This window comes from Streptomyces camponoticapitis, from assembly GCF_014646115.1.
Taxonomy (GTDB): domain Bacteria; phylum Actinomycetota; class Actinomycetes; order Streptomycetales; family Streptomycetaceae; genus Streptomyces; species Streptomyces camponoticapitis.
Genome location: NZ_BMMV01000022.1, coordinates 94,576 through 116,022 on the forward strand (window position 1 = coordinate 94,576; position 21,447 = coordinate 116,022).

General features: G+C 71.3%; 24 protein-coding genes and 1 tRNA gene. 14 read left to right on the forward strand and 11 right to left on the reverse strand.

Annotated features, from left to right (window positions below; all coding sequences use genetic code 11):
* Nucleotides 1-89: 89 nt before the first annotated feature.
* The gene (locus IEY79_RS28145) at nucleotides 90-1,073 is read left to right on the forward strand and encodes an aldo/keto reductase (protein WP_189110435.1); all 984 of its coding nucleotides are present in this window, start codon (nucleotides 90-92) and stop codon (nucleotides 1,071-1,073) included.
* Complete coding sequence (locus IEY79_RS28150) at nucleotides 1,070-3,268, forward strand: helix-hairpin-helix domain-containing protein (RefSeq protein WP_229701189.1); 2,199 nt, start codon at nucleotides 1,070-1,072, stop codon at nucleotides 3,266-3,268. Before IEY79_RS28145 ends, IEY79_RS28150 begins: the two co-directional genes overlap by 4 nt.
* Nucleotides 3,269-3,354: 86 nt before the next feature.
* Here IEY79_RS28150 and IEY79_RS28155 read toward each other — a convergent pair whose 3' ends face one another.
* Nucleotides 3,355-4,026 (reverse strand): hypothetical protein, encoded by a 672-nt coding sequence (locus IEY79_RS28155; RefSeq protein WP_189110436.1) that lies wholly within the window; start codon nucleotides 4,024-4,026, stop codon nucleotides 3,355-3,357.
* Nucleotides 4,027-4,073: 47 nt separating this feature from the next.
* Here IEY79_RS28155 and IEY79_RS28160 point away from each other — a divergent pair, with 47 nt between their 5' ends.
* Nucleotides 4,074-4,262, forward strand: coding sequence for a DUF5703 family protein (locus IEY79_RS28160; RefSeq protein ID WP_023542774.1), 189 nt, complete (start codon nucleotides 4,074-4,076; stop codon nucleotides 4,260-4,262).
* Nucleotides 4,263-4,346: 84 nt separating this feature from the next.
* On the opposite strand, the gene IEY79_RS38235 is transcribed toward IEY79_RS28160, so the two are convergent.
* The 3 genes from IEY79_RS38235 to IEY79_RS28175 form a co-directional block, all read right to left on the reverse strand.
* Entirely contained in the window at nucleotides 4,347-5,069 is a 723-nt protein-coding gene (locus tag IEY79_RS38235) for a chaplin (protein WP_189110437.1), read from the reverse strand.
* A gap of 135 nt (nucleotides 5,070-5,204) precedes the next feature.
* Complete coding sequence (gene chpH / locus IEY79_RS28170) at nucleotides 5,205-5,438, reverse strand: chaplin ChpH (RefSeq protein ID WP_189110438.1); 234 nt, start codon at nucleotides 5,436-5,438, stop codon at nucleotides 5,205-5,207.
* 133 nt (nucleotides 5,439-5,571) lie between these two features.
* On the reverse strand, nucleotides 5,572-6,936 hold the full coding sequence (locus IEY79_RS28175) for a M20/M25/M40 family metallo-hydrolase (RefSeq protein WP_373292638.1): 1,365 nt from the start codon (nucleotides 6,934-6,936) through the stop codon (nucleotides 5,572-5,574).
* Between the two features lie 88 nt (nucleotides 6,937-7,024).
* On the opposite strand from IEY79_RS28175, the gene IEY79_RS28180 reads away from it, so the two are divergent.
* Nucleotides 7,025-7,112: transfer RNA gene (locus IEY79_RS28180), tRNA-Leu, on the forward strand.
* A gap of 209 nt (nucleotides 7,113-7,321) precedes the next feature.
* Nucleotides 7,322-8,107, forward strand: a complete 786-nt coding sequence (locus IEY79_RS28185) for a thioesterase II family protein (protein WP_189110440.1) — start codon at nucleotides 7,322-7,324, stop codon at nucleotides 8,105-8,107.
* 28 nt (nucleotides 8,108-8,135) lie between these two features.
* Here IEY79_RS28185 and IEY79_RS28190 read toward each other — a convergent pair whose 3' ends face one another.
* The 3 genes from IEY79_RS28190 to IEY79_RS28200 all read right to left on the reverse strand — a co-directional run bounded on the left by IEY79_RS28190 (nucleotide 8,136) and on the right by IEY79_RS28200 (nucleotide 10,660).
* Entirely contained in the window at nucleotides 8,136-8,801 is a 666-nt protein-coding gene (locus tag IEY79_RS28190; RefSeq protein WP_189110441.1) for an MBL fold metallo-hydrolase, read from the reverse strand.
* Nucleotides 8,801-9,889: an S-(hydroxymethyl)mycothiol dehydrogenase gene (locus IEY79_RS28195; protein ID WP_189110442.1), complete on the reverse strand. Its 1,089-nt coding sequence runs from the start codon at nucleotides 9,887-9,889 to the stop codon at nucleotides 8,801-8,803. The genes IEY79_RS28190 and IEY79_RS28195 overlap by 1 nt, the downstream gene beginning before the upstream one ends.
* Before the next feature lie 69 nt (nucleotides 9,890-9,958).
* Nucleotides 9,959-10,660 carry a FadR/GntR family transcriptional regulator gene (locus IEY79_RS28200; RefSeq protein ID WP_189110443.1) on the reverse strand — a complete coding sequence of 234 codons (702 nt, stop codon included), beginning with the start codon at nucleotides 10,658-10,660 and terminating at the stop codon, nucleotides 9,959-9,961.
* A gap of 131 nt (nucleotides 10,661-10,791) precedes the next feature.
* On the opposite strand from IEY79_RS28200, the gene IEY79_RS28205 reads away from it, so the two are divergent.
* Nucleotides 10,792-11,331, forward strand: a complete 540-nt coding sequence (locus tag IEY79_RS28205; protein ID WP_189110444.1) for a gluconokinase — start codon at nucleotides 10,792-10,794, stop codon at nucleotides 11,329-11,331.
* A 40-nt stretch (nucleotides 11,332-11,371) separates the two neighbouring features.
* Entirely contained in the window at nucleotides 11,372-12,778 is a 1,407-nt protein-coding gene (locus IEY79_RS28210) for a GntP family permease (protein WP_189110445.1), read from the forward strand.
* 194 nt (nucleotides 12,779-12,972) lie between these two features.
* Here the strand turns inward: IEY79_RS28210 and IEY79_RS28215 are convergent, their stop codons facing one another.
* Nucleotides 12,973-13,650, reverse strand: coding sequence for a cytochrome b/b6 domain-containing protein (locus IEY79_RS28215; protein ID WP_189110446.1), 678 nt, complete (start codon nucleotides 13,648-13,650; stop codon nucleotides 12,973-12,975).
* Nucleotides 13,592-14,257: a molybdopterin-dependent oxidoreductase gene (locus IEY79_RS28220; protein ID WP_229701194.1), complete on the reverse strand. Its 666-nt coding sequence runs from the start codon at nucleotides 14,255-14,257 to the stop codon at nucleotides 13,592-13,594. The genes IEY79_RS28215 and IEY79_RS28220 overlap by 59 nt, the downstream gene beginning before the upstream one ends.
* A gap of 145 nt (nucleotides 14,258-14,402) precedes the next feature.
* Between IEY79_RS28220 and IEY79_RS28225 the strand changes: the two genes are divergently transcribed.
* Entirely contained in the window at nucleotides 14,403-14,837 is a 435-nt protein-coding gene (locus IEY79_RS28225; RefSeq protein WP_189110448.1) for an ASCH domain-containing protein, read from the forward strand.
* A 30-nt stretch (nucleotides 14,838-14,867) separates the two neighbouring features.
* Here the strand turns inward: IEY79_RS28225 and IEY79_RS28230 are convergent, their stop codons facing one another.
* A complete protein-coding gene (locus IEY79_RS28230; RefSeq protein ID WP_189110449.1) occupies nucleotides 14,868-16,523 on the reverse strand; it encodes an FAD-binding dehydrogenase in 1,656 nt (551 codons plus the stop codon).
* A 92-nt stretch (nucleotides 16,524-16,615) separates the two neighbouring features.
* On the opposite strand from IEY79_RS28230, the gene IEY79_RS28235 reads away from it, so the two are divergent.
* From IEY79_RS28235 to IEY79_RS28260, 6 genes are all read left to right on the forward strand, one after another.
* Nucleotides 16,616-17,143: an NUDIX hydrolase gene (locus IEY79_RS28235; protein WP_189110450.1), complete on the forward strand. Its 528-nt coding sequence runs from the start codon at nucleotides 16,616-16,618 to the stop codon at nucleotides 17,141-17,143.
* Nucleotides 17,144-17,209: 66 nt separating this feature from the next.
* Entirely contained in the window at nucleotides 17,210-17,602 is a 393-nt protein-coding gene (locus tag IEY79_RS28240; protein ID WP_189110451.1) for a YidH family protein, read from the forward strand.
* Nucleotides 17,602-17,922, forward strand: coding sequence for a DUF202 domain-containing protein (locus IEY79_RS28245; RefSeq protein ID WP_189110452.1), 321 nt, complete (start codon nucleotides 17,602-17,604; stop codon nucleotides 17,920-17,922). Before IEY79_RS28240 ends, IEY79_RS28245 begins: the two co-directional genes overlap by 1 nt.
* A gap of 215 nt (nucleotides 17,923-18,137) precedes the next feature.
* Entirely contained in the window at nucleotides 18,138-18,434 is a 297-nt protein-coding gene (locus tag IEY79_RS28250) for a hypothetical protein (protein ID WP_189110453.1), read from the forward strand.
* Between the two features lie 158 nt (nucleotides 18,435-18,592).
* Nucleotides 18,593-19,615 carry a phosphotransferase family protein gene (locus tag IEY79_RS28255; protein ID WP_189110454.1) on the forward strand — a complete coding sequence of 341 codons (1,023 nt, stop codon included), beginning with the start codon at nucleotides 18,593-18,595 and terminating at the stop codon, nucleotides 19,613-19,615.
* 7 nt (nucleotides 19,616-19,622) lie between these two features.
* Nucleotides 19,623-20,837: an acyl-CoA dehydrogenase family protein gene (locus IEY79_RS28260; protein ID WP_189110455.1), complete on the forward strand. Its 1,215-nt coding sequence runs from the start codon at nucleotides 19,623-19,625 to the stop codon at nucleotides 20,835-20,837.
* A gap of 6 nt (nucleotides 20,838-20,843) precedes the next feature.
* On the opposite strand, the gene IEY79_RS28265 is transcribed toward IEY79_RS28260, so the two are convergent.
* Entirely contained in the window at nucleotides 20,844-21,437 is a 594-nt protein-coding gene (locus IEY79_RS28265; RefSeq protein ID WP_189110456.1) for a TetR/AcrR family transcriptional regulator, read from the reverse strand.
* Nucleotides 21,438-21,447 lie beyond the last annotated feature (10 nt).

The following is a 21,447-nucleotide window of genomic DNA, read 5'->3' on the forward strand; positions in this document are numbered from 1 at the left end:
TTCGTCAGGGCCGCCATCGGGCCTCGGCCGGGGGCGGGTTGTCCACAGGCTCACTGCGAGTGGGGCCTCGGCCAGTAATCTCAGCGGTCATGGAGCAGAGGCATCTCGGCCGTACCGGCCTGCGAGTGTCCCGGATCGGGCTCGGCACGCTGACCTGGGGGCGGGACACCGACGAGCACGACGCCGCCGACCAGTTGAAGGCTTTCTGGGAGGCGGGCGGCACTCTCGTCGACACCGCCGACGTGTACGGGGGCGGGGAGGCGGAATATCTGCTCGGACAGCTCGTGGAGAGACTGGTGCCGCGCCGGGATCTGGTGATCGCCACCAAGGCGGGCAGTGTGCCCGATCCGTACCGGCGCTTCGACGGCTCGCGCGGGCATCTGCTCGCCGCCCTGGACGCCTCGCTGGAGCGGCTGGGCACGGACCATGTCGATCTTTGGCAGGTCCACGCCTTCGACACCGGGACACCCCTGGAGGAGACGCTCCAGGCGCTCGACATAGCAGTGAGCAGCGGCCGGGCCAGATACGCGGGGGTGTCCAACTTCTCGGGCTGGCAGCTCGCCAAGGCGGCCACCTGGCAGCTGGCCTCCCCCGGCGTACGGACCCGGCTGGCCAGCACGCAGATGGAGTACTCCCTGCTCCAACGGGGCGTGGAGCGCGAGGTGTTGCCGGCCGCCGTCGATCTGGGCGTCGGGCTGCTGCCCTCGTCGCCGCTCGGCCGGGGCGTGCTGACGGGCAAGTACCGGCACTCCACGCCGGCCGACTCCCGTGGCGCCTCGGAGCAGTTGGCGCCGTTCGTCGAGCCGTATCTCGACGAGCCCGCGAGCCGCATCGTCGACGCGGTGGTGACCGCGGCGGAAGGACTGGCGACGACAGCGCTGGAGGTGGCCCTCGCGTGGGTCAGGGACCGGCCCGGCGTGGTGGCCCCGATCATCGGGGCGCGCAACGCGCACCAGCTCACGGCCGCGCTGTCAGTGGAGAGCCTTAGGCTTCCCGACGAGATCTGCCGGGCGCTCGACGATGTGTCGGCGCCCGTGCACCGCTATCCCGATCAGGACTGGAGCACCCTGTGACTGTGCCTTCCCCGGGGGCACCCCCCGGATCACCCGCCGAGGACCGCGACACCGCAGTCGCGGAGGAGTCCGCGGCCGAGCCGGTCGCCGGCGCGGACGGCGGCGCGGACGGCGGCGGGGCCGAGGGCGCGGGCGGGGAGGGGGCCGAGGACGAGGCGAAGTCAGCCGAGGCCGAGGCCGCGCAGTTGTCGGAGGCCCAGGCCGAGATCGCCGCGCAGCGTGAGCTGCGCGCCCGGATCGCACAGCGCAAGGCCGAGAAGGAGGGCCCCGTCCCGGCGGGCGCCAAGCTGAGCGGGCAGGCGGCGGATCTGCTCGCCGCCGTACGGGCCATGGAGAGCGGTCAGGCGGCTCCGGCCGCTCCGGTGGCGCCCGCCGCCGCGCGCGCCGTACCTGCCGCCGTGGACGCCGCCGTACCGGCTCAGAACCGGCCTCGGGCTCCCGAGCCCGCCCGGGCCGCGCCGGCGGCCCCCACGACCGCTCCGGGGGTCGTGGCGGCCGTAGGGGCCGTGCTCGCCGATGGCGGTGCGCCGGCGGCGCTGGCACCGCAGGTCACCGCGGTGCTCGGGGAGCGGGCCGGTGACGCGCTGCGCGCCGACCCGTGGCTGCTGCTGTCCGTCCCCGGTGTCCGGCCCGAACAGGCCGACGGTTTCGCCCGTGCGCTGCTCGGCGACGGCTGCGGTCCCGGTGATGAGCGGCGGTCCGCCGCCCTCGTCGGCTGGCTGCTGGAGCGCGCCGCCCTCCAGGGGCACACGGCGCTCGCGTTCCCGGCGGTGCGGGCCGCGCTCGCCGAGCGGTCCGTGCCGGACCCCGACGAGGCCCTGCGGCACGCGATCGCGGAGGGCGCCGTGCTGGTGTTCCAGGACGGCGCCGATGACATCGGCGAGGACGCCGAGGACGGGACGGCTGACGGCGAGGGTGCGGAGGGCGCCGCCGATGGTCCGGCCGCGCCCGTGCTGCTCGGTCTCGACCGGTACGCGCTCGCCGAGGAGAGCCTCGCCGACGGTTTGGCCCGGCTGGTGAAGACCACCCAGGAGGCGTCCTGGGACGAGGCCGCGGCGCAGGCGCCCTCCCCCTCGGCGGGTGAACTGATCCGCGCGGTCGCCGGGCACGGTCTGGTGGTGCACACCGGCGGCGAGGCCGCGCGCGCCGAGCCGGTGGCCCTCGCCGAGGCCGTGCGGGCGCTCGGTCTGCGGCCGGTCGTCGCCGCGCACAGCGAGAACGGCCGGCGCCGCCTCGGCGCCGGCGCCGTGACCGTCGCGGGGCTGCTGTCCGGCGCGGAGGGGCCGGGACGGGACGCGGACGGCGCGCTCGACCTGGACGTCCTCGTCGTCCTGGACGCGCCCCAACTGGACGTGGAGACCGCGACGACGCTGGTGGAGTCCCTGCCCGACGGCGCGCGGCTGGTCCTCGGCGGCGACCCCGGGGTGCTCTGGTCTGCGGGCGCGGGCCGGGTCTTCGCGGATCTGCTGGCAGCCAGGGTCTGCCCGCAGATCGCCTCACGCACGCCCGACCCCGGGCCGCTCGGCGAGCTGGTCTCCGGCATCGGCATCGGCGAGCTGAACCAGGTCGAGGCGCCCGGCAAGGAGGTCGTGATCGTGCCCGTGCGCGACGCGGGCGAGGCCGTGCACCGTACGGTTCAGCTCGTCGCCGACTCGGTGCCGCGCGCCATCGGGGTGCCGTCCGGGCAGACGCAGGTGATCACGGTCGGGCACGGCGGCGCGGTGGGGACGCGCGCGCTGAACGTGGCGCTCAAGGAGCGGCTGAATCCCGGCCCCGGCCGGTTCGGCGGCTTCGACCCGGACGACCGGGTCGCCTATGTGCCCGCACCGGGCCGGACCCTGACGGGCGCGGTCGTGTCGGCGGACGCGGAGGGACTGCGGCTGGACTGCGACGGGGTGCCCGTCGTGGTGCCCAAGGAACTGGTCGAGTCGGTCGTACGGCACGGCTGGGCGCTCACCGCGCACCAGGCGGCGGGGATGCGGTGGCCGGCCGCCGTCGTGGTCCTGCCCGGCGACGCGGCGCAGGGCCTGAGCCGGCCCTGGGTCTACACGGCCTTCGGCCGGGGCGAGCGTCATCTGTCCGTGGTCCACGGCGTCGACCAGGTGCTCGCGCACGCGGTGGCGGAGGTACCGGCCGCCGAGCGGACCACCCGGCTGCGGACGCTCCTGGAGGGCCTGCTGACGCCCGCGGTGTGACCCGGTGCCCCCTGGGGTGGCCCGAACGGCCGACGGCCCGCACACGAGATTCGCGGGCGGGCCGTCGGCCGTGTCGGACAGCGGGGTCAGGCGTCCTGTTCCTCCAGGTCACCGAGGGGGTCCCGGCCCCGGATCCCGGCGCTGTCGAAATCCTCGTCGTCGAAGACCGAGCTGACGTCGAAGCGGCAGACGACCTGCTGCGGATCGGCCTGTTCGAAGGGGGCGCCGAGCCATTCGCCGGGCTCCGGAAGGTCGTCGGCGGCCGACACCCAGAGTGTCGAGTCGCCCTCCTCCAGGCCGAACTCCTTGTGCCGGGACGCGATCTCGTCCGGCTCGTACTCGCCGAAGAGCACGCCCACGGCGGCGTGCACACTGGCGCCCACGACCGCCACGGTCTCGGCGTCCCCGTCGACATCGGCGATGCGCTGTGCCTGAGCGAGCAGTCTCCGTGGCTCCGCCACCGCGTAGTCGCGGCGGATCAGCACGCTGAGCGCGTTCGGCTCCTCCGGCCCCGCGTACGGCGGCAGGGAGTCGTCCGTGCCGGGGATCTCGAACGGGGTGACCTCGTCGTAGAGGTCGTAGAGCCGCTCGTCGTACGCCTCCGCCGCGGTGGCAAGGGCGTTGAACGCCTCGGAAACCGCCGGGTCGTCCTCACCCGTGCGGCGTTCGACCGCCGCGAGGTGACGGTCCAGCGCGACCTTGACCGCCTCGGCGGCGGCACGTACCTCGGCAGCCGTGGGCTGCGCAGCATCAGACATAGAGCAGACGCTATCCGTACCGGGGCTCTGCCCGCACAATAGATGCGATGCCGGAATACGAATTTGTCGACGTGTACGTGCCGCGCGGGGTGTCCCGCAGCGACGCGACCCGCCTGCTGACCGACCACGCCGAGTACGGACACTGGGAAATGGACCGACTGAGCCTGCACCGGGACGGCAGTCGCAGAGTGCGGCTGCGCAGACGCATCATCCGTCAGGTACGCGCCACCTGGTAGACGGTGACGGGGCGGATCCCCGTGGTGTGGGAGGCCCGCCCCGTGCCGTACCGGGTTGAACACGTGGCGTACTCGCGCGCCGTCCTACGCGGCGGCGCGGGCGCGCCGGTAGATGATCGTGCCCGCGAGAAGCAGGACGGCACCGGCCGGAACGATCAGTCCGAGCCCGTCGCCGCCGGTCTGCGCGAGCACCTCGGTGGACGGGGCGACGGTCTTCGCCTCCGGGTGGTTCGGGGACGGCGGGACGGTGCGGTCCGTCGGGGGCTCGGGGTTGCCCGGGGTCTCGGGCGTCTCCTCGGCCGGCGGGGCGGGGGTGTCCGCGTTCACGCACTCGTTGCCGCTTGCGGGGTTCAGTGCTCCGACGATGTCGACGCTGTTGCCGCAGACGTTGACCGGGACGTGCACCGGGACCTGGATGAGGTTGCCGGAGCCGACACCGGGTGAGTTGGCGGTTCCGCCCTCGGCGTGCGAGCCGCCGCCTCCGGAACCTGCGTGCGAGCCGCCGTTCCCGCCGGTGCCGCCCTCGGAGGCGTGCGAGCCGCCGCCCGGGCCGCGACCGCCGCCCGACGCGTTCACGCAGGCGTTGCCCATGGCGGGGTTCAGCACTCCGACGACGTTGACGGTGTTGCCGCAGGCGTTGACCGGGACGTGCACCGGGACCTGGACGCTGTTCCCGGACAGCACGCCCGGGGACTTCGCCGCGCTTCCTTCGGCACCCGCGTCCGCTTGCGCGTAGCCGCCGCCGATGGCGAACACGCCGCCGGCCGCCGCCACGGTGATCAGGCCTTTGCGCGTGACCTGTCTCATAGCTTGTTCCTGCCTTCTGCCTTCCGGATACCCCCGGCACAGCGCGCCTGGGGTTTGAAACACGACGGCCCCGGAGTGCGGGGTGCGCACTCCGGGGCCGCTGGGCTCAGACCCTTACGGGTTCGAGGTACAACGTCACGCGTTGACGCAGGTGTTGCCGAAGGCGGGATTCAGCAGCCCGATCACGGAGACCGTGTTGCCGCACACATTCACCGGAATGTGGATGGGCGCCTGGATGACGTTGCCCGAGAGCACACCGGGGGAACCCACGGCGGCACCCTGGGCACCGGAGTCGGCGACGGCCATACCCGCGCCCGCGAGCACGAGACCACCGGTGGCAGCCGCAGCGGCGACGACCTTCTTGATCATTATTCCTCCTTGTTGGCAAATGCGGTCCCAACCTCGGACCGCACATCTGTAACGAGGAGGAGTGGACGGGGCTACGAGCCTATGGTCGCTTTCACTCTTTTCAGTCAAGTGCGCACGCGCTGGCGAATACCGGTCAGCTGGCGTCGATGAAGCGGTCCAACACCCTTACACCGAAGCGCAGTCCGTCCAGCGGCACCCGCTCGTCCACGCCGTGGAACATCCCGGCGAAGTCCAGCTCCGGCGGGAGCTTGAGCGGCGCGAAGCCGAAGCCCCGGATACCGAGGTCGTCGAAGGACTTGGCGTCCGTACCGCCCGACAGCATGTACGGGACGGCCCGCGCGATCGGGTCCTCCGCGACGAGCGCGGTCTGCATGGCGTCCACGAGCCTGCCGTCGAAGCTGGTCTCCAGGGCCTTGTCGCCGTGCACGTCCTCGCGCTTCACGCGCGGGCCGATGATCCGGTCGATGTCGGCGAGGAACTCCTCCTCGTAGCCGGGCAGGAAGCGCCCGTCGACATGGGCGGTCGCCTGGCCGGGGATGACGTTCACCTTGTAGCCCGCGCCGAGCATGGTGGGGGCGGCGGAGTTACGCAGGGTGGCGCCGATCATCTTCGCGATGCCGCCGAGCGTGGCGAGCGTGCCCTCCATGTCCTCCGGGTCGAGCGGGACGCCGAGCGCGTCGGACAGCTCGTCCAGGAAGGACCGCACGGTCTTGGTCATCCGCACCGGCCATTCGTGCCGGCCGAGCCGGGCCACCGCCTCGCAGAGTTCGGTGATGGCGTTGTCGTTGTTGGTCATCGAGCCGTGCCCGGCCGTGCCCTCCACGGTGAGCCGCATCCAGTGCATGCCCTTCTGGGCCGTCTCGACCAGATAGAGCCGCAGGTTCTCGTTGACGGTGAAGGAGAAGCCGCCGACCTCGCTGATCGCCTCGGTGACGCCCTCGAAGAGGTCGGGGTGGTTGTCGACCAGATACCGCGCTCCGTACGTACCGCCCGCCTCCTCGTCGGCCAGGAAGGCGAGGACGATGTCGCGCGGGGGCTTGCGCCCGCTGCGGAGCCTGTCCCGCACCACGGCGAGGGTCATGGCGTCCATGTCCTTCATGTCGACCGCGCCGCGCCCCCAGAGGCAGCCTTCGGCGATCTCGCCGGCGAACGGGTCGTGCGTCCAGTCGGCCGCGTTGGCGGGGACGACATCGGTGTGGCCGTGGATGAGCAGGGCGGGCCTGGAGGGGTCCTCGCCGGCGATCCTGGCGACGGTGGAGGCACGGCCCTTGTGGGACTCGAAGATCTCCGGTTCGAGCCCCACCTCCGCCAGCTTCTCCGCCACGTACTCCGCTGCCGCCCGCTCGCCGGGGCCCGAGTGGTCCCCGTAGTTGCTGGTGTCGATCCGGATCAGATCGCGGCAGAGGTCGACTACCTCGTCCTCGCCCGAGACCGTCCCGCCCGTGTTCGACTCGCTCACGCTGCTCACTCCCGCTGTCGTTGCCGGTGGTCGTCCCATCCTCCCACCGGGCGTGGATCGGGCAGTGCCCGATGTTTGCTATGGTTTTCCACGTCGGAACGGCCTTCGGCCGTCCGGCGGACACCTTGTCCGGGTGGCGGAATGGCAGACGCGCTAGCTTGAGGTGCTAGTGCCCTTTATCGGGCGTGGGGGTTCAAGTCCCCCCTCGGACACCATCGTTGACGTAATGCCGATCGGGATCCTTTTCCCGGTCGGCTTTTCGCATTCCACGACCCTGTCGGGCCACCCCTAAGATCTGCCCCGAACTCCCTGGTGGGGGCCGGGGGCGAGCAGAATAGGGGTTGCCCGCGGGAGGGCTCGCTGGCACGTTTGCGATGCAATTCTCAGTCGACGTGTGCCCCCAGAATGAGGCGACGAAAACATCATGACTCTCGCGCCCAGCGAAACGAAGCCGTGGATTCGACGCTTTCGACCGGCACCGGAAGCGCGCACCCAGTTGGTGTGCCTCCCGCACGCGGGAGGGTCCGCGCCGTTCTTCCTTCCGGTGACCAAGGCGCTCTCCCCCGAGACCGATGTGCTGGCCGTCCAGTATCCGGGCCGCCAGGACCGTCGCGACGAGAAGGGCATACCCAGCATTCCGAAGCTGGCGGACGCGGTGGCCCGTGAGCTCCTGGAGTGGGCGGACCGGCCGATCACCCTCTTCGGTCACAGCATGGGCGCTTCCGTGGCGTTCGAGGTCGCGCGGCGGCTGCGTGACACCGACGTGGAGGTGCTCGGGCTGATCGTCTCCGGTCGGTGCGCGCCGCGCTGCCGGTGCATCACGACGCGTCAGCTCTTCACCGACGAGAACATCCTCGACGACGTCCGCCGGATGAGCGGGACGGACTCGGAGGTCCTCGGCGACGACGATGTCGTACGCATGATCATGCCGGCCCTGCGCAACGACTACGCGGCCGTGATGTCGTACCGGAGCGAGCCGGGGGCGACGGTGCCGTATCCCGTCGTGGCGCTGATCGGCGACTCCGACCCTCAGGTGCCGGTCATGGACGCGCGGGCGTGGGCCGACCACACGGAGGCGGACTTCCAGCTGCACGTCTTCCCCGGCGGTCACTTCTACCTCAACGACCAGCCCGCCGCCGTGGTCGGCACGGTCAGGCACCACATCGCGCGGTGGTCCACCGCCGACGCGCTGCGGGACCGCGTCGCCTGAGGCGACGACACGGCCCCGCACGGCGGGTTCAGCCGCCGGCGCGGATCCACTCGTCCAGATGCGGCGCCTCGTCGCCGACCGTGGTCGAGTCGCCGTGTCCGGTACGCACCACCGTCCCGGGTGGCAGCGTCAGCAGCCGTTCGCGGATCGACTCGATGATCGTCGGGAAGTGCGAGAAGGACCGGCCGGTGGCGCCGGGTCCACCCTGGAAGAGCGTGTCGCCGGTGAAGACCGTGGACAGCTCGGGGGCGTACAGACAGACCGCGCCCGGCGCGTGGCCGGGCGTGTGCAGCACCGTGAGGGTGATGCCGGCGACGGACAGGCCCTGGCCGTCGGCCAGTTCGCCGTCCGGGAGCCGGTCCGGGTGGGTCTGCTTCCACAGCGGCAGGTCGTCCGGGTGCAGCAGGACCGGGGCGCCGGTGGCGGCGGCGAGCGCCGGGGCCGCGTCGATGTGGTCGTTGTGGGCGTGGGTGCAGACGATGGCGCGCAGCGTCCGGCCGCCGAGGGCGGTCTCGATGGCCGTGGCGTCGTGGGCCGCGTCGATGACGATCGCCTCGGTGTCGTCGCCGACGATCCAGACGTTGTTGTCGACGTCCCAGGTGCCGCCGTCCAGCGAGAACGTGCCGGAGGTGACGAGGTGGTCGACGCGGGCCCCGGACGCGGCGGAGCCGGCGGCCGAGTCGGTGGCGGCCATCAGAAGACCACGACCGAGCGCAGGACGTCGCCCTCGTGCATACGCGCGAAGGCCTTCTCGACGTCGCCGAGTCCGATGGTCTCGGTGACGAACGCGCCCAGGTCGATACGGCCCTGCTGGTGCAGATCGATCAGCATCGGGAAGTCGCGGGACGGCAGACAGTCGCCGTACCAGGACGACTTGAGGGAGCCGCCGCGCCCGAAGACGTCCAGCAGCGGCAGTTCGAGCCGCATCTCCGGGGTCGGGACCCCGACCAGGACGACCGTACCGGCCAAGTCGCGTGCGTAGAAAGCCTGCTCGTACGTCTCCGGGCGGCCGACCGCCTCGATGACGACGTCCGCCCCGAAACCGCCGGTCAGCTCGCGGATCGCCTCGACGGGGTCGGTGGTGCGGGAGTTGACGGTGTGGGTGGCGCCCATCGTCTTCGCCGTGGCGAGTTTGCGGTCGTCTATGTCGACGGCGATGATCCGCGCCGCCCCCGCGAGACGCGAACCGACTATCGCCGCGTCGCCGACACCGCCGCAGCCTATGACGGCGACGGAGTCTCCCCGGCCGACGTCGCCGGTGTTGATCGCCGCACCGATGCCGGCCATGACACCGCAGCCGAGCAGACCGGCCACGGCCGGTGCGACGGCCGGGTCGACCTTGGTGCACTGTCCGGCGGCGACCAGGGTCTTCTCCGCGAAGGCGCCGATGCCGAGCGCCGGGGAGAGCTCCGTGCCTCCGGCGAGCAGCGTCATCTTCCGCTCGGCGTTGTGGGTGTTGAAGCAGTACCAGGGCCTGCCCCGCAGGCACGCCCGACAACTGCCGCAGACGGCGCGCCAGTTGAGAATGACGAAATCTCCGGGAGCGACGTCGGTGACGCCGTCGCCCACCGACTCCACCACGCCCGACGCCTCGTGGCCGAGCAGGAAGGGGTAGTCGTCGTTGATCCCGCCCTGTTTGTAGTGCAGATCGGTGTGGCAGACGCCGCACGCCTGGATCTTCACCACAGCCTCGCCGGGGCCGGGATCGGGGATCACTATCGTCTCGATCCGCACCGGCTCGTTCTTGCCGGGCGCCACGACGCCTTGCACCTGCTGCGACATGTCAGGACCTGCCTCTCCATCGAGCCTGAAGGGGCAAGTCTGTCATCGCGCCACCCGGGTGCGCCCCGGTCAGGGTGCCAGCACGTCGAGTTCCTGGAGGGCGCCGACGGCGATCTGCCGGGTCAGCTCCTCGGCACGGGCGGCGTCCCGCTCCCGTACGGCTTCCGCGACCTGTACATGGAGGGTCACGGCCGCCGGGTCCGGGTCGTGGAACATCACCTCGTGCCGCGTACGGCCGGTGAGCACCTCCGCGACCACGTCCCCGAGCCGGGCGAACATCTCGTTGCCCGACGCGTCGAGGACCACCCGGTGGAAGGCGACGTCGTGCCGCAGATAGCCCTCGAGTTGGTGTCCGCGCGAGGTGGCGACCATTCCGAGGGCCTGCTCGGTGAGGGCGGCGCACTGCTCGGGGGTGGCGTTGGTGGCGGCGAGACCGGCGGCGACCGGCTCGACCGCGGAGCGCAGCACGGTCAGTGAACGCAGCTGGCGCGGCCGGTCGTTGCCGGCGAGGCGCCAGCGGATGACCCGCGGGTCGTAGACGTTCCATTCGGCGGCGGGCCGCACCGTCACCCCGACGCGCCGGCGGGACTGGACGAGGTGCATCGATTCGAGGACGCGGACCACTTCCCGTACGACGGTGCGCGAGACATCGAAGCGCCGCGCGACCTCGTCGGTGCGCACGACGCCGCCTTCGGGGTACTCGCCCCCCGTGATGGCGAGACCGAGGGTGTCGAGCACATGGGTATGCAGGCCCCGGCCTTCTGTGGTCATGACGGAAGCCTACGGGGCGGGCAGGGCGAAGAAAAAATATGACAAGTGAGTGACGACATCTTGAATACGTCGTACATATGCGTTTCAGTATCGCGGAGGCAGCGGAGCATGCGAGGACAGCGAGGCATCAGATGAACACCCCCCACGTCGTCGTGGTGATGGGCGTGGCAGGTACCGGCAAAACGACCGTCGGTCCCCTGCTGGCCGCCGCCCTGGGCGTCCCGTACGCCGAGGGCGACGACTTCCACCCACCCGAGAACATCGCCAAGATGTCCGCGGGCACCCCGCTGGACGACGACGACCGCCGGCCCTGGCTCGACGCGATCGGGCGCTGGGCGCACGGCCGGGCCGGTCTCGGCGGTGTGGTCAGCAGTTCGGCGCTCAAGCGCGCCTACCGCGACCGGCTGCGGGCCGCGGCGCCCGACGTCCTCTTCCTGCACCTCACCGGTGAACGCGCCCTGATCGAACGGCGGATGGCGGACCGCAAGGGGCACTTCATGCCCACCGCCCTGCTGGATTCGCAGTTCGCCACGTTGCAGCCACTGGGCGACGACGAGGCGGGCGTCACGGTCGACGTGGCCGGCACCCCCGAGGAGATCACCGGACGGGGCGTCGCCGCGCTGGCCGGACTCGACCGTCCCCACGGGCCCTACGAGCCCGAACTCACCTGACAGACAAGCCAGTCAACTCCCCGATACTAAGGATCCCCCCGTGACCAGTCTCAGCGTCGAGACGCTGGCAGCGGACGCCGTAGAACCGATCACCTCGGCCGGCAACACGCAGCTGGGCATCGCCGTTCTCGCCGGTATTGCCGTCATCGTCCTGCTCATCACCCAGTTCAAACTGCACGCCTTCCTCGCCCTGACCATCGGCACCCTGGCACTCGGCGCCTTCGCCGGTGCCTCCCTCGGCGACACGATCACCAGCTTCTCCGCCGGTCTCGGCTCGACCGTCGCGGGTGTCGGTGTGCTGATCGCACTCGGGGCGATACTCGGCAAGCTGCTCGCGGACTCGGGCGGCGCCGACCAGATAGTCGACACGATCCTCAGCCGGGCGAGCGGCCGTGCCATGCCCTGGGCGATGGTCCTCATCGCCTCGGTGATCGGGCTGCCGCTCTTCTTCGAGGTCGGCATCGTGCTGCTGATCCCGGTCGTGCTGCTGGTCGCCAAGCGCGGCGGCTTCTCCCTGATGCGGATCGGCATCCCGGCGCTGGCCGGCCTCTCCGTCATGCACGGACTGATACCGCCGCACCCCGGCCCGCTCGTGGCGATCGACGCCATCGGCGCCGACCTCGGCGTGACGCTGGCGCTGGGCCTGGTCGTCTCCGTCCCGACGGTGATCATCGCCGGTCCGCTGTTCTCCCGCTACGCCGCGCGCTGGGTGGACATCCAGCCGCCCGAGCGGATGCTCCAGACGCTGGAGAAGCGTCCGTCGGAGGAGAGCGACAGGCGTCCGAGCTTCGGCGCCACCGTCGCGACGGTCCTGCTCCCGGTCGTCCTGATGCTGGTCAAGGCACTGGTCGACATCGTCGTGGACGATCCCGAGAACCAGGTCCAGAAGGTCGCCGACGTCATCGGCTCCCCGCTGATCGCGCTGCTCGCCGCCGTGCTCGTCGGCATCTTCACGCTGGGGCGCGCCGCCGGATTCACCAGGGACCGGATCGCCTCGACCATCGAGAAGTCCTTCGGGCCCATCGCGGGTGTGCTGCTGATCGTCGCCGCGGGCGGCGGTTTCAAGCAGACCCTGATCGACGCGGGCGTGGGCCAGATGATCCTGGACTTCTCCGAGGACTGGTCGATCCCGGCGCTGCTGCTGGGCTGGCTGATCGCGGTCGCGATCAGGCTGGCGACCGGCTCGGCGACCGTCGCGACGATCTCCGCCGCCGGTCTCGCGGCGCCGCTCGCCGCCGACATGTCCACGTCCCACGCCGCGCTGCTGGTGCTGGCGATCGGCGCCGGTTCGCTCTTCTTCAGCCATGTCAACGACGCGGGATTCTGGCTGGTGAAGGAGTACTTCGGGATGGACGTCGGCCAGACGATCAAGACCTGGTCGGTGATGGAGACGATCATCTCCGTCGTCGGTCTCGGCTTCGTGATGCTGCTCTCGCTGATCGTCTGAGGGGTCAGGAGTGAGCCGGTCAAGGACGGCCGGCGCCCACGCCTACCCGGCCCAACCGGTGGAATCGGCCGACAATCAGCTCTACTGACAAAGAGGCTCGGCGGGCACCGGGCGCCTCAGCACTGAGCTTGTTTTCAACGACCTTGCGAGGCAGGCGAGTTGGGTGCCCGTTGCCCTGCGAGGGCCGGGGCGGGTCACTCCTCCTCCTTCCACAGAGGGTGCTCCCGCTCCGCCCAGGGCCGTTCCACCGACCCGGTCCGCATACCGCGCCGCGCCTCCGGGTCGGCGAACGCCATCCCGATGTGCCCGACGAGCACGAGCCCCACGGCCAGCGACAGCCAGTCGTGGACGAAGGTGGCGCTTGTCCGCCACACCAGCGGCGTCAGCCAGGTGAACCACATCATCAGGCCCGTCGCGAGCATGACCAGGACCGCTCCGGCGATCCAGCCGCCGTACACCTTCTGCCCGGCGTTGAACTTGCCCGCCGGGCGCGACTCCGGCCGGAAGCCGCGCCGTCGCACCGCCCGCAGCCACTCCTTGTCGTGCGGCGCGAAGCGGTTGAGCCGGCGCAGATCGGCGCGGAAGGACGGGGACGCGAGCCCCACGAGGAACGGCGCCGGCAGCAGCAGGCCCGACCACTCGTGCAGGGTGACCACCAGATAGCGGCGGCCGACGAGTTCGGCGAGCTGCGGCACGTACAGGCAGGCCGCGGTCACCACGCACACCAGCATCAGGACGCCGGTCGCCCGGTGGACCAGCCGCTCGGCGCGGCTGAACCGCCGGCGCAGACGGGGCCGCGGGACGTCCGGACGGTCAGACCGTCGGGGTGTCGGTGCGGCCGTTGGACCGCCCGACCCAGGCGTCGACGTCATAGCCGCGCTCCTCCCAGTAGCCGGGGCGGACGTCGGAGGTGACGGAGATCCCGGAGAGCCATTTCGCCGATTTGTAGAAGTACATGGGTGCCACATAGAGCCGTACCGGACCGCCGTGCGCGTGCTCGACCGGTTTGTCCCGCATCCTCAGCGCCACCAGTACGTCGGGCCGCCTGGCCTGCTCCATGGTCAGGCTCTCGCTGTACGTACCGTCGAAGCAGGTGAAGCGGACCGCCTTGGCGTCCGGCCGCACCCCCGCGGCGTCGAGGATCCGCGACAGCCGTACGCCTTCGAACGGTGTCTCCGGCACGCGCCACCCGGTGACGCACTGGACGTCACGGACCATGCGGGTCTGCGGGAGCTGCCGCAGGGCGTCGAGCGTGTACGTGGTGGGCCGGTCGACCAGCCCGTCGACGGTGAGCCGGTAGTTCTCACGGTCCTTGCGGGGTACGGAGGTGGCCACCGAGTAGTAACGGAACCCGCCCCCGTTGGGCAGCAGCCCGGTCAGCCCCGTCGGATCGCTGTCGGCCACCGAGCCCAGGAAGGCTTCGAGCCCCCGCTGGAGATAGGGCGCCGTGACGACGCCCGCCGCGCCGAGGCCGAGCATGGAGAGCACCAGGCGCCGCCCGACGGGCGTGCCCTCCCGGTCGTTGTCTGGAGTGGTCACCCATTGATTCGAACACCACGGAGGCGCGGAAGCCAGGGGCCCCGGCATTCCGTCATGGTTTCGTCAGGTCCGGCAGACTGACGCCATGGAGACGCCCCAGGAACACCCCGAATCCCTCCCGCCCTTTCTGCTGGCCTTCCCCGGGCCGCTGCGCGATCAGCTGGTCGCCGCTGTCCTGTCCGGGGAGAAGGTCTCGACGACGGGCCTGCTGGCCGAGTACGAGGTGGAGAAGGAGGAACTGCCGCCCGTCGGCGAGCGCTCGGCGCTGATCGACTCGGACGGCCGCGAGATCGCCGTGCTGGAGCTGACGGACGTACGGGTGATGCCGCTGGGGCAGGTCGATCTCCAGCACGCGCTCGACGAGGGCGAGGGGTACGACTCGGTGGAGGCCTGGCGCGCGGGCCACGAGGCGTTCTGGCACAGCGACGAGATGCGGGAGGCGCTGGGCGACCCCTCGTTCACCGTGCACGACGGGACGCTGGTGGTGGCGGAACGTTTCCGGGTCGTGGAGCGCCGGTAGGACCTGCCCGGCGATCGAGGCCCGGCGCGCTCAGGCGACGGCCTCCGCCGCCGCCCGTCCGGCCGCGCGCCCGGAGAAGACACAGCCGCCGAGGAACGTCCCTTCGAGCGAGCGGTAGCCGTGCATCCCGCCCCCGCCGAAGCCGGCCGCCTCCCCCGCCGCGTACACCCCGGCCAGCGGTGTGCCGTCCTGCCGCAGCACTCGTGACGACAGGTCCGTCTCCAGCCCGCCGAGTGACTTGCGGGTCAGGATGTGCAGCCGTACGGCGATCAGCGGGCCGGCCTTGGGGTCGAGGATGCGGTGCGGCGCCACCGTACGGATCAGTTTGTCGCCCAGATAGCCGCGCGCCCCTCGGACGGCCGTCAGCTGGAGGTCCTTGGTGAACGGGTTCGCGACCTCCCGGTCGCGGGCGACGATCTCCCGGCGCAGCCCGGCCTCGTCGATCAGCGGCTTCTCGGTGAGCGCGTTCATCCCCCGGACGAGCGAGGCGAGATCCTTCTCGACGATGAAGTCCGCTCCGTTGTCCATGAAGGCCTTGACCGGTCCCGGCACGTCCTGGCGCGCCCGGTTGATCACGTCGCGGACGGACTTCCCGGTCAGGTCGGGATTCTGCTCGGAGCCCGAGAGGGCGAACTCCTTGCCGACGATGCGCTGGTTGAGGACGAACCAGGTGTAGTCGTGGCCGGTGTGCATGATGTGGTCCAGCGTTCCGAGCGTGTCGAAGCCGGGGAACAGCGGCACCGGCAGCCGTCTGCCGCGCGCGTCGAGCCAGAGCGACGAGGGGCCGGGCAGGATCCGGATGCCGTGCCTGGCCCAGATCGGGTTCCAGTTCTCTATGCCCTCCGTGTAGTGCCACATCCGGTCGCGGTTGATGTGGTGGGCGCCGGCCCGCTCGGTGATGCCGAGCATCAGGCCGTCGACATGGGCGGGCACGCCGGAGAGCATCTTCCCGGGCGGGGTGCCGAGGCGTTCGGGCCACTGGGCGCGTACAAGGTCGTGGTTGCCGCCGATACCGCCGGAGGTCACGATCACGGCCTGCGCCCTGAGTTCGAACGTACCGACCGTGCCGCGGCCGCTGGCCGTGCCGCGTTCGGCGTCGCTCGGCTCCAGTACCTCACCGGTCACCGTGTCGACGGCGCCGGCGCTCGCGCCGAGTCCGGTGACCCGGTGCCGGAAGCGGAATGTCACCAGTCCCTTGGCGACGCCCTCGCGGACCCGCCGCTCGAACGGTTCGACGACGCCGGGACCGGTCCCCCAGGTGATGTGGAAGCGCGGCACGGAGTTGCCGTGCCCGCTCGCGCCGTAGCCGCCGCGTTCGGCCCAGCCGACGACCGGGAAGAAGCGTATGCCCCGCTCACGCAGCCAGGACCGCTTCTCACCCGCGGCGAAGTCCACGTACGCCTCGGCCCACCTGCGCGGCCAGTGGTCCTCGTCGCGGTCGAAGCCGGCCGTGCCGAGCCAGTCCTGGAGCGCCAGGTCCCTGCTGTCCTTGACGCGCAGCCGCCGCTGTTCGGGAGAGTCCACGAGGAACATCCCGCCGAAGGACCAGTGCGCCTGTCCGCCGATGGAACCCTCGGGCTCCTGGTCGAGCAGGATGACCGAGCGTCCGGCGTCGACGAGTTCGGCGGTGGCGACCAGCCCGGCCAGTCCCGCGCCGATCACGATCACGTCAGCGTCGTACGCCATGGGTTCCCACCTTCTCGGGGCGACTGAGGTGGTCCGATCTTCCGTACGGGCCGGTAACGAGTCAACCGGCCGTGCATGCCAGGCTGTCCCGCATGAGCCCCGCTGACGAGATCATCGACATCGTGGACGAGGACGACCACGTCGTCGGACAGGCCCCGCGCGGCGAGGCGTACGCGCGAGGACTGCGGCACCGCTGCGTCTTCGTCCTCGCGCGGGACGCCGATGACCGTGTCTTCGTCCATCGCAGAACCGCGACCAAGCTGCTCTTCCCCTCCCGCCACGACATGTTCGTGGGCGGCGTGGTCGGCGCGGGCGAGACGTACGACGACGCGGCGCTGCGCGAGGCGGAGGAGGAGCTGGGGGTCACGGGCCTGCCGCGGCCCCGGCCGCTGTTCTCGTTCCTGTACGAGGCCGAGGACGGCCCCCTGAGCTGGTGGTCTCGCGTCTACGAGGTCCGGTGCGTGCTGCCGGTCTCCCCGCAGGAAGAGGAGATCGACTGGCACGGGTTCCTCACCGAGGACGAGCTGGACCGACGGCTGGCGGAACGCGGCGACGGCGGGTGGCTGTGGACGCCGGACGGTGTGGCGGCGTACGAACGGCTGAGAGGCGCCGGGTTCTAGGGTCTGTTTCAGATGTGGGGTCGTCCGCCCGCCGGGGATTACGGAGCAGCCCTTACAGTGCGACGAGTGAACGAACTTGTGCGGAGTCTGCGGCTGTGGTTCGCGCCGCGGCGGATCAGGGACGAGGGTACGACCCCCGACTACCGCTTCTCGCTCGCCAACGAACGCACCTTCCTCGCCTGGATCCGTACCTCGCTCGCCCTGGTGGGCGGCGGATTCGCCGTCGACCAGTTCCTGCCGGACCTGCGCTGGGGTGTGCGGGTGGGGCTGGCGGTGGTGCTCTTCGCCATCGGTGCGCTCAGCGCGCTGCGGTCCATCAGTCAGTGGGTGCGCAGCGAGCGGGCGATGCGCCGGGGCGAGGATCTGCCGGTGACCGCGTTCCCGACGCTGCTGGGACTGTCGGTGGCGGCCGTCGCCGTGATCATGCTGGTCGTGGTGGTGGCGGGCGGGACCCGCTGATGGGGAGTCCGGCGGCCGAGGCGCCCCGGGACCCGGGCCTCCAGCCCGAGCGGACCCGGCTGGCCTGGCGCCGTACGACCCTGACGTACACGGTCGTGGCGGTGCTCGCGGGCCGGCAGGTCCTGCGTGACGAGGTGACGGCCGCGGGTGTCGCGGCGGCGGTGGCGAGCGCGCTCGTCTGGCTCGCGTTCCTCTGGGTGGCGCACCGCCGGATGACGGCCCTCGACACGCCGGAGCCACACCGGCTGCCGACGGGTGCGGGGATCGCGGCGGTGGTGTGTGTGATCTGCCTGGCGGCGTTCGGTGTGACCGTGCTCTGAGGGAACGGCGCTCAGCGGTTGCCCGTGCGGCAGCGCGCCCGCGTACCGGAGCGGGGCCGGGCGCCCGAGCCGGTGCGGGAGGTCTCCCTCGTACGCGGCGCGGTCGCGATCCGGTTTTCGGGACGCGAACCGGACCCGGCGGTCATGACGAGCGGGGCTGATAGCGTCCGATCCGGCCTGGAAAATCATGAGGAAACACAACAAAGGTGCACACCATGACCGCTCTTCATCAGGAACACCCCACGCACGAGCACTCCCACAGCCCGACCTGCGGCCACACCGAGGTGCGGCACGGCGACCACGTCGACTACGCGCACGACGGGCATCTGCACCGGCGGCACGCGGAGCACTGGGACGAGTGCGAGCCCGCCGCCCATGTCGTCCACGAGGGCCATTCCCACCAGCACGGCGAAGGCTGCGGCCACCCCGCCGTCGCGCACGGCGACCACCAGGACTATGTCCACGACGGCCATCGGCACGCCGCCCACGAGGGGCACTGGGACGATCACTGACCCGGCGCGCACCGCCGGGCTCGCCCACGGGCCCGGCGCGTCGATCCCGTCACGGACATGGACGGTTTCCCCTGCGCACTGGACGGCATACCGACTGGTCGGCATCATGAACGGCTAAGGCATTCGACCGCCCACGCCCGCCCATGGAGGTACGACCGATGAGCGCCAGTCCCCCGCCAGGACTCGACCCGGAGCAGCTGCGCGGCCGGCTCGACCGCGAGCGCCCGGGGCTGGTGGGCGGACCGCTGAGCGCCCGGCTGATCGAGGGCGGGCGGTCGAATCTGACGTATCTGGTCACCGACGGCGCCCACGAGTGGGTGGTCCGCAGGCCGCCGCTCGGCCATGTCCTCGCCACGGCGCACGACATGAAGCGCGAGTTCCGGGTGATCAGCGCACTGCACCCGACGGCCGTACCGGTGCCCGAGCCGCTGCTGCTGTGCGAGGACCCGGACGTGCTCGGGGCGCCCTTCTACCTGATGGAGTACGTGGCGGGGACCCCGTACCGTACGGCCGAACAGCTCGCCCCGCTCGGCCCCGAGCGCACCCGCACCGCGGTCCTGGGTCTCGTCGACACCCTCGTCGAGCTGCACGCGGTCGACCCCGGCGCGGTGGGGCTCGCCGACTTCGGCCGGCCCGAGGGCTTCCTCGACCGCCAACTGCGCCGCTGGGCAAAGCAGTTGGACGCCTCACGCAACCGGGACCTGCCCGGCATCGACGAGTTGCACGCCGCGCTGGGCCGCTCGATGCCCGGCTCACCCGCGCCCACCGTGGTCCACGGGGACTACCGGCTCGACAACGTGCTGCTCGGTGACGACGACCGGATCAAGGCCGTGCTGGACTGGGAGATGTCCACCCTCGGCGATCCGCTGACCGACCTCGGTCTGCTGGTGATGTACAGCGCGCCGCTGGAGATCACCGGCTCCCCGATCAGTACGACCGCCGGCGCGGCGGGCCACCCCGCCCCGGCCGAACTGGTCGAGCGCTACGCCGCCGGTTCCGGCCGCGACACCTCGGCCATCGCCTGGTACACGGCCTTCGCCTGGTTCAAGCTCGCCGTGATCCTCGAAGGCATCCACTACCGCTACACGCTGGGCAGCACGGTCGGCGGCGGTTTCGAGCGCATCGGGGATCTCGTCCCCGTCTTCATCGAGCACGGCCTCACCACCCTTCAGGAAGGCTGACCCGTCCATGGACTTCGCATTCGACGCCCGCACCGAGGAACTCCGCGCCAGGCTGCTGGCGTTCATGGACGAGCACATCCTCCCCGCCGAGGCGATCGCCCACGAACAACGCACCCGACTCGCCGACCCCTGGGACACCCCGGCGATCGTGCCGGAGCTGAAGGCCGAGGCCCGGAGGCAGGGCCTGTGGAATCTCTTTCTCCCCGACGCCGAGCACGGCGCCGGGCTGACCAACCTCCAGTACGCGCCACTCGCCGAAATCACCGGCCGCAGCCCGCAGTTGGCCCCGACGGCACTCAACTGCGCGGCGCCCGACACCGGGAACATGGAGGTGCTCGCCCAGTTCGGCAGCGACGAGCAGAAGAAGCGCTGGCTGGAGCCGCTGCTCGACGGTGAGATCCGCTCGGCGTTCGCGATGACCGAGCCGGAGGTCGCCTCGTCGGACGCGACGAACATCCGGACCAGGATCGAGCGCGACGGCGACGACTACGTGATCAACGGCCGCAAGTGGTACATCTCCGGGGCCATGAACCCGGACTGCCGGATCTTCATAGTGATGGGCAAGACCGACCCGGACGGCGCCGACGCCCGCCGCCAGCAGTCGATGATCCTCGTCCCCCGCGACACCCCCGGCCTCACCGTCGTACGCGCGATGAGCGTGTACGGCTACGAGGACCACTCCCACGGCGGCCACGCCGAGGTCGTGTTCGACAACGTCCGTGTCCCGGCGGCCAATCTGATCGGCGAGGAGGGCGGCGGCTTCGCCATCGCGCAAGCCCGGCTCGGCCCCGGCCGGATCCACCACTGCATGCGGCTGATCGGGATGGCCGAGCGCGCCATCGAGCTGATGTGCCGGCGGGCCGTGTCCCGCACGGCCTTCGGGAAGCCCATCGCGCAGCAGGGTGTGGTGCGGAACTGGATCGCCGACGCGCGGGTGACGGTCGAGCAGCTGCGGCTCCTGGTACTCAAGACGGCCTGGCTGATGGACACGGTGGGCAACCGGGGCGCGCACACGGAGATCCAGGCGATCAAGATCGCGACACCGCGCGCGGTGGTCGACATCATCGACAGCGCCGTGCAATTGCACGGCGCCGGCGGGGTGAGCCAGGACTACCCGCTGGCGGAGCTCTGGGCCGCCGCGCGGACCCTGCGGCTGGCGGACGGGCCCGACGAGGTGCACCAACGGTCCCTGGCGCGCCGGGAGTTGAAGAAGTACCTGTGAGTGACCCTAGGGGCGCAGCGCGCGCAGCAGCAGGTCGGCGAGGTGGTCGGCGACCTGCTGCGGGGTGAGCGGCCCGTCCGGCCGGTACCAGGTGGAGAGATGGTGGACGGACCCGAAGTGGTAGTCCACCACCAGGTCGGCCGGTGTGGCGGAGGTGAACACCCCGCTGCGCTGGCCCTCTTCGACCAGCGCGCGGAACCGCTCGTGGTAGCGCCGCCGCTCGGCCCGTACCTGCTTGTTCTTCTCCGGGCTCAGATGGTGCATCGAGCGGAAGAAGATCGCCGCGTCGTCCAGATTGTCGATGGTGGTCACGACCACGTCCGCCGCCGCCGCGCGCAGCCGCCGCTCCACGGGCTCGTCGGCGTCGGCGAAGGCGTCCAGCCGCTCCTGCTGGAGGCGGAGCACCCGCGCGTACACCTCCTGGAGGAGGTCCTCCTTGGAGCCGAAGTAGTGGTAGAGCGCGCCCTTGGTGACGCCCGCCGCCTCCACGATCTCCTGGACCGACGTGCTGCCGTAACCCTGCTCGGCGAAGAGCCGGGTGGCGGCGGCCAGCAGCCGCTGGGGTACGGGGATGCCGTTCCCGTCCGTCTTTCTGGCCACTGTCGCCACC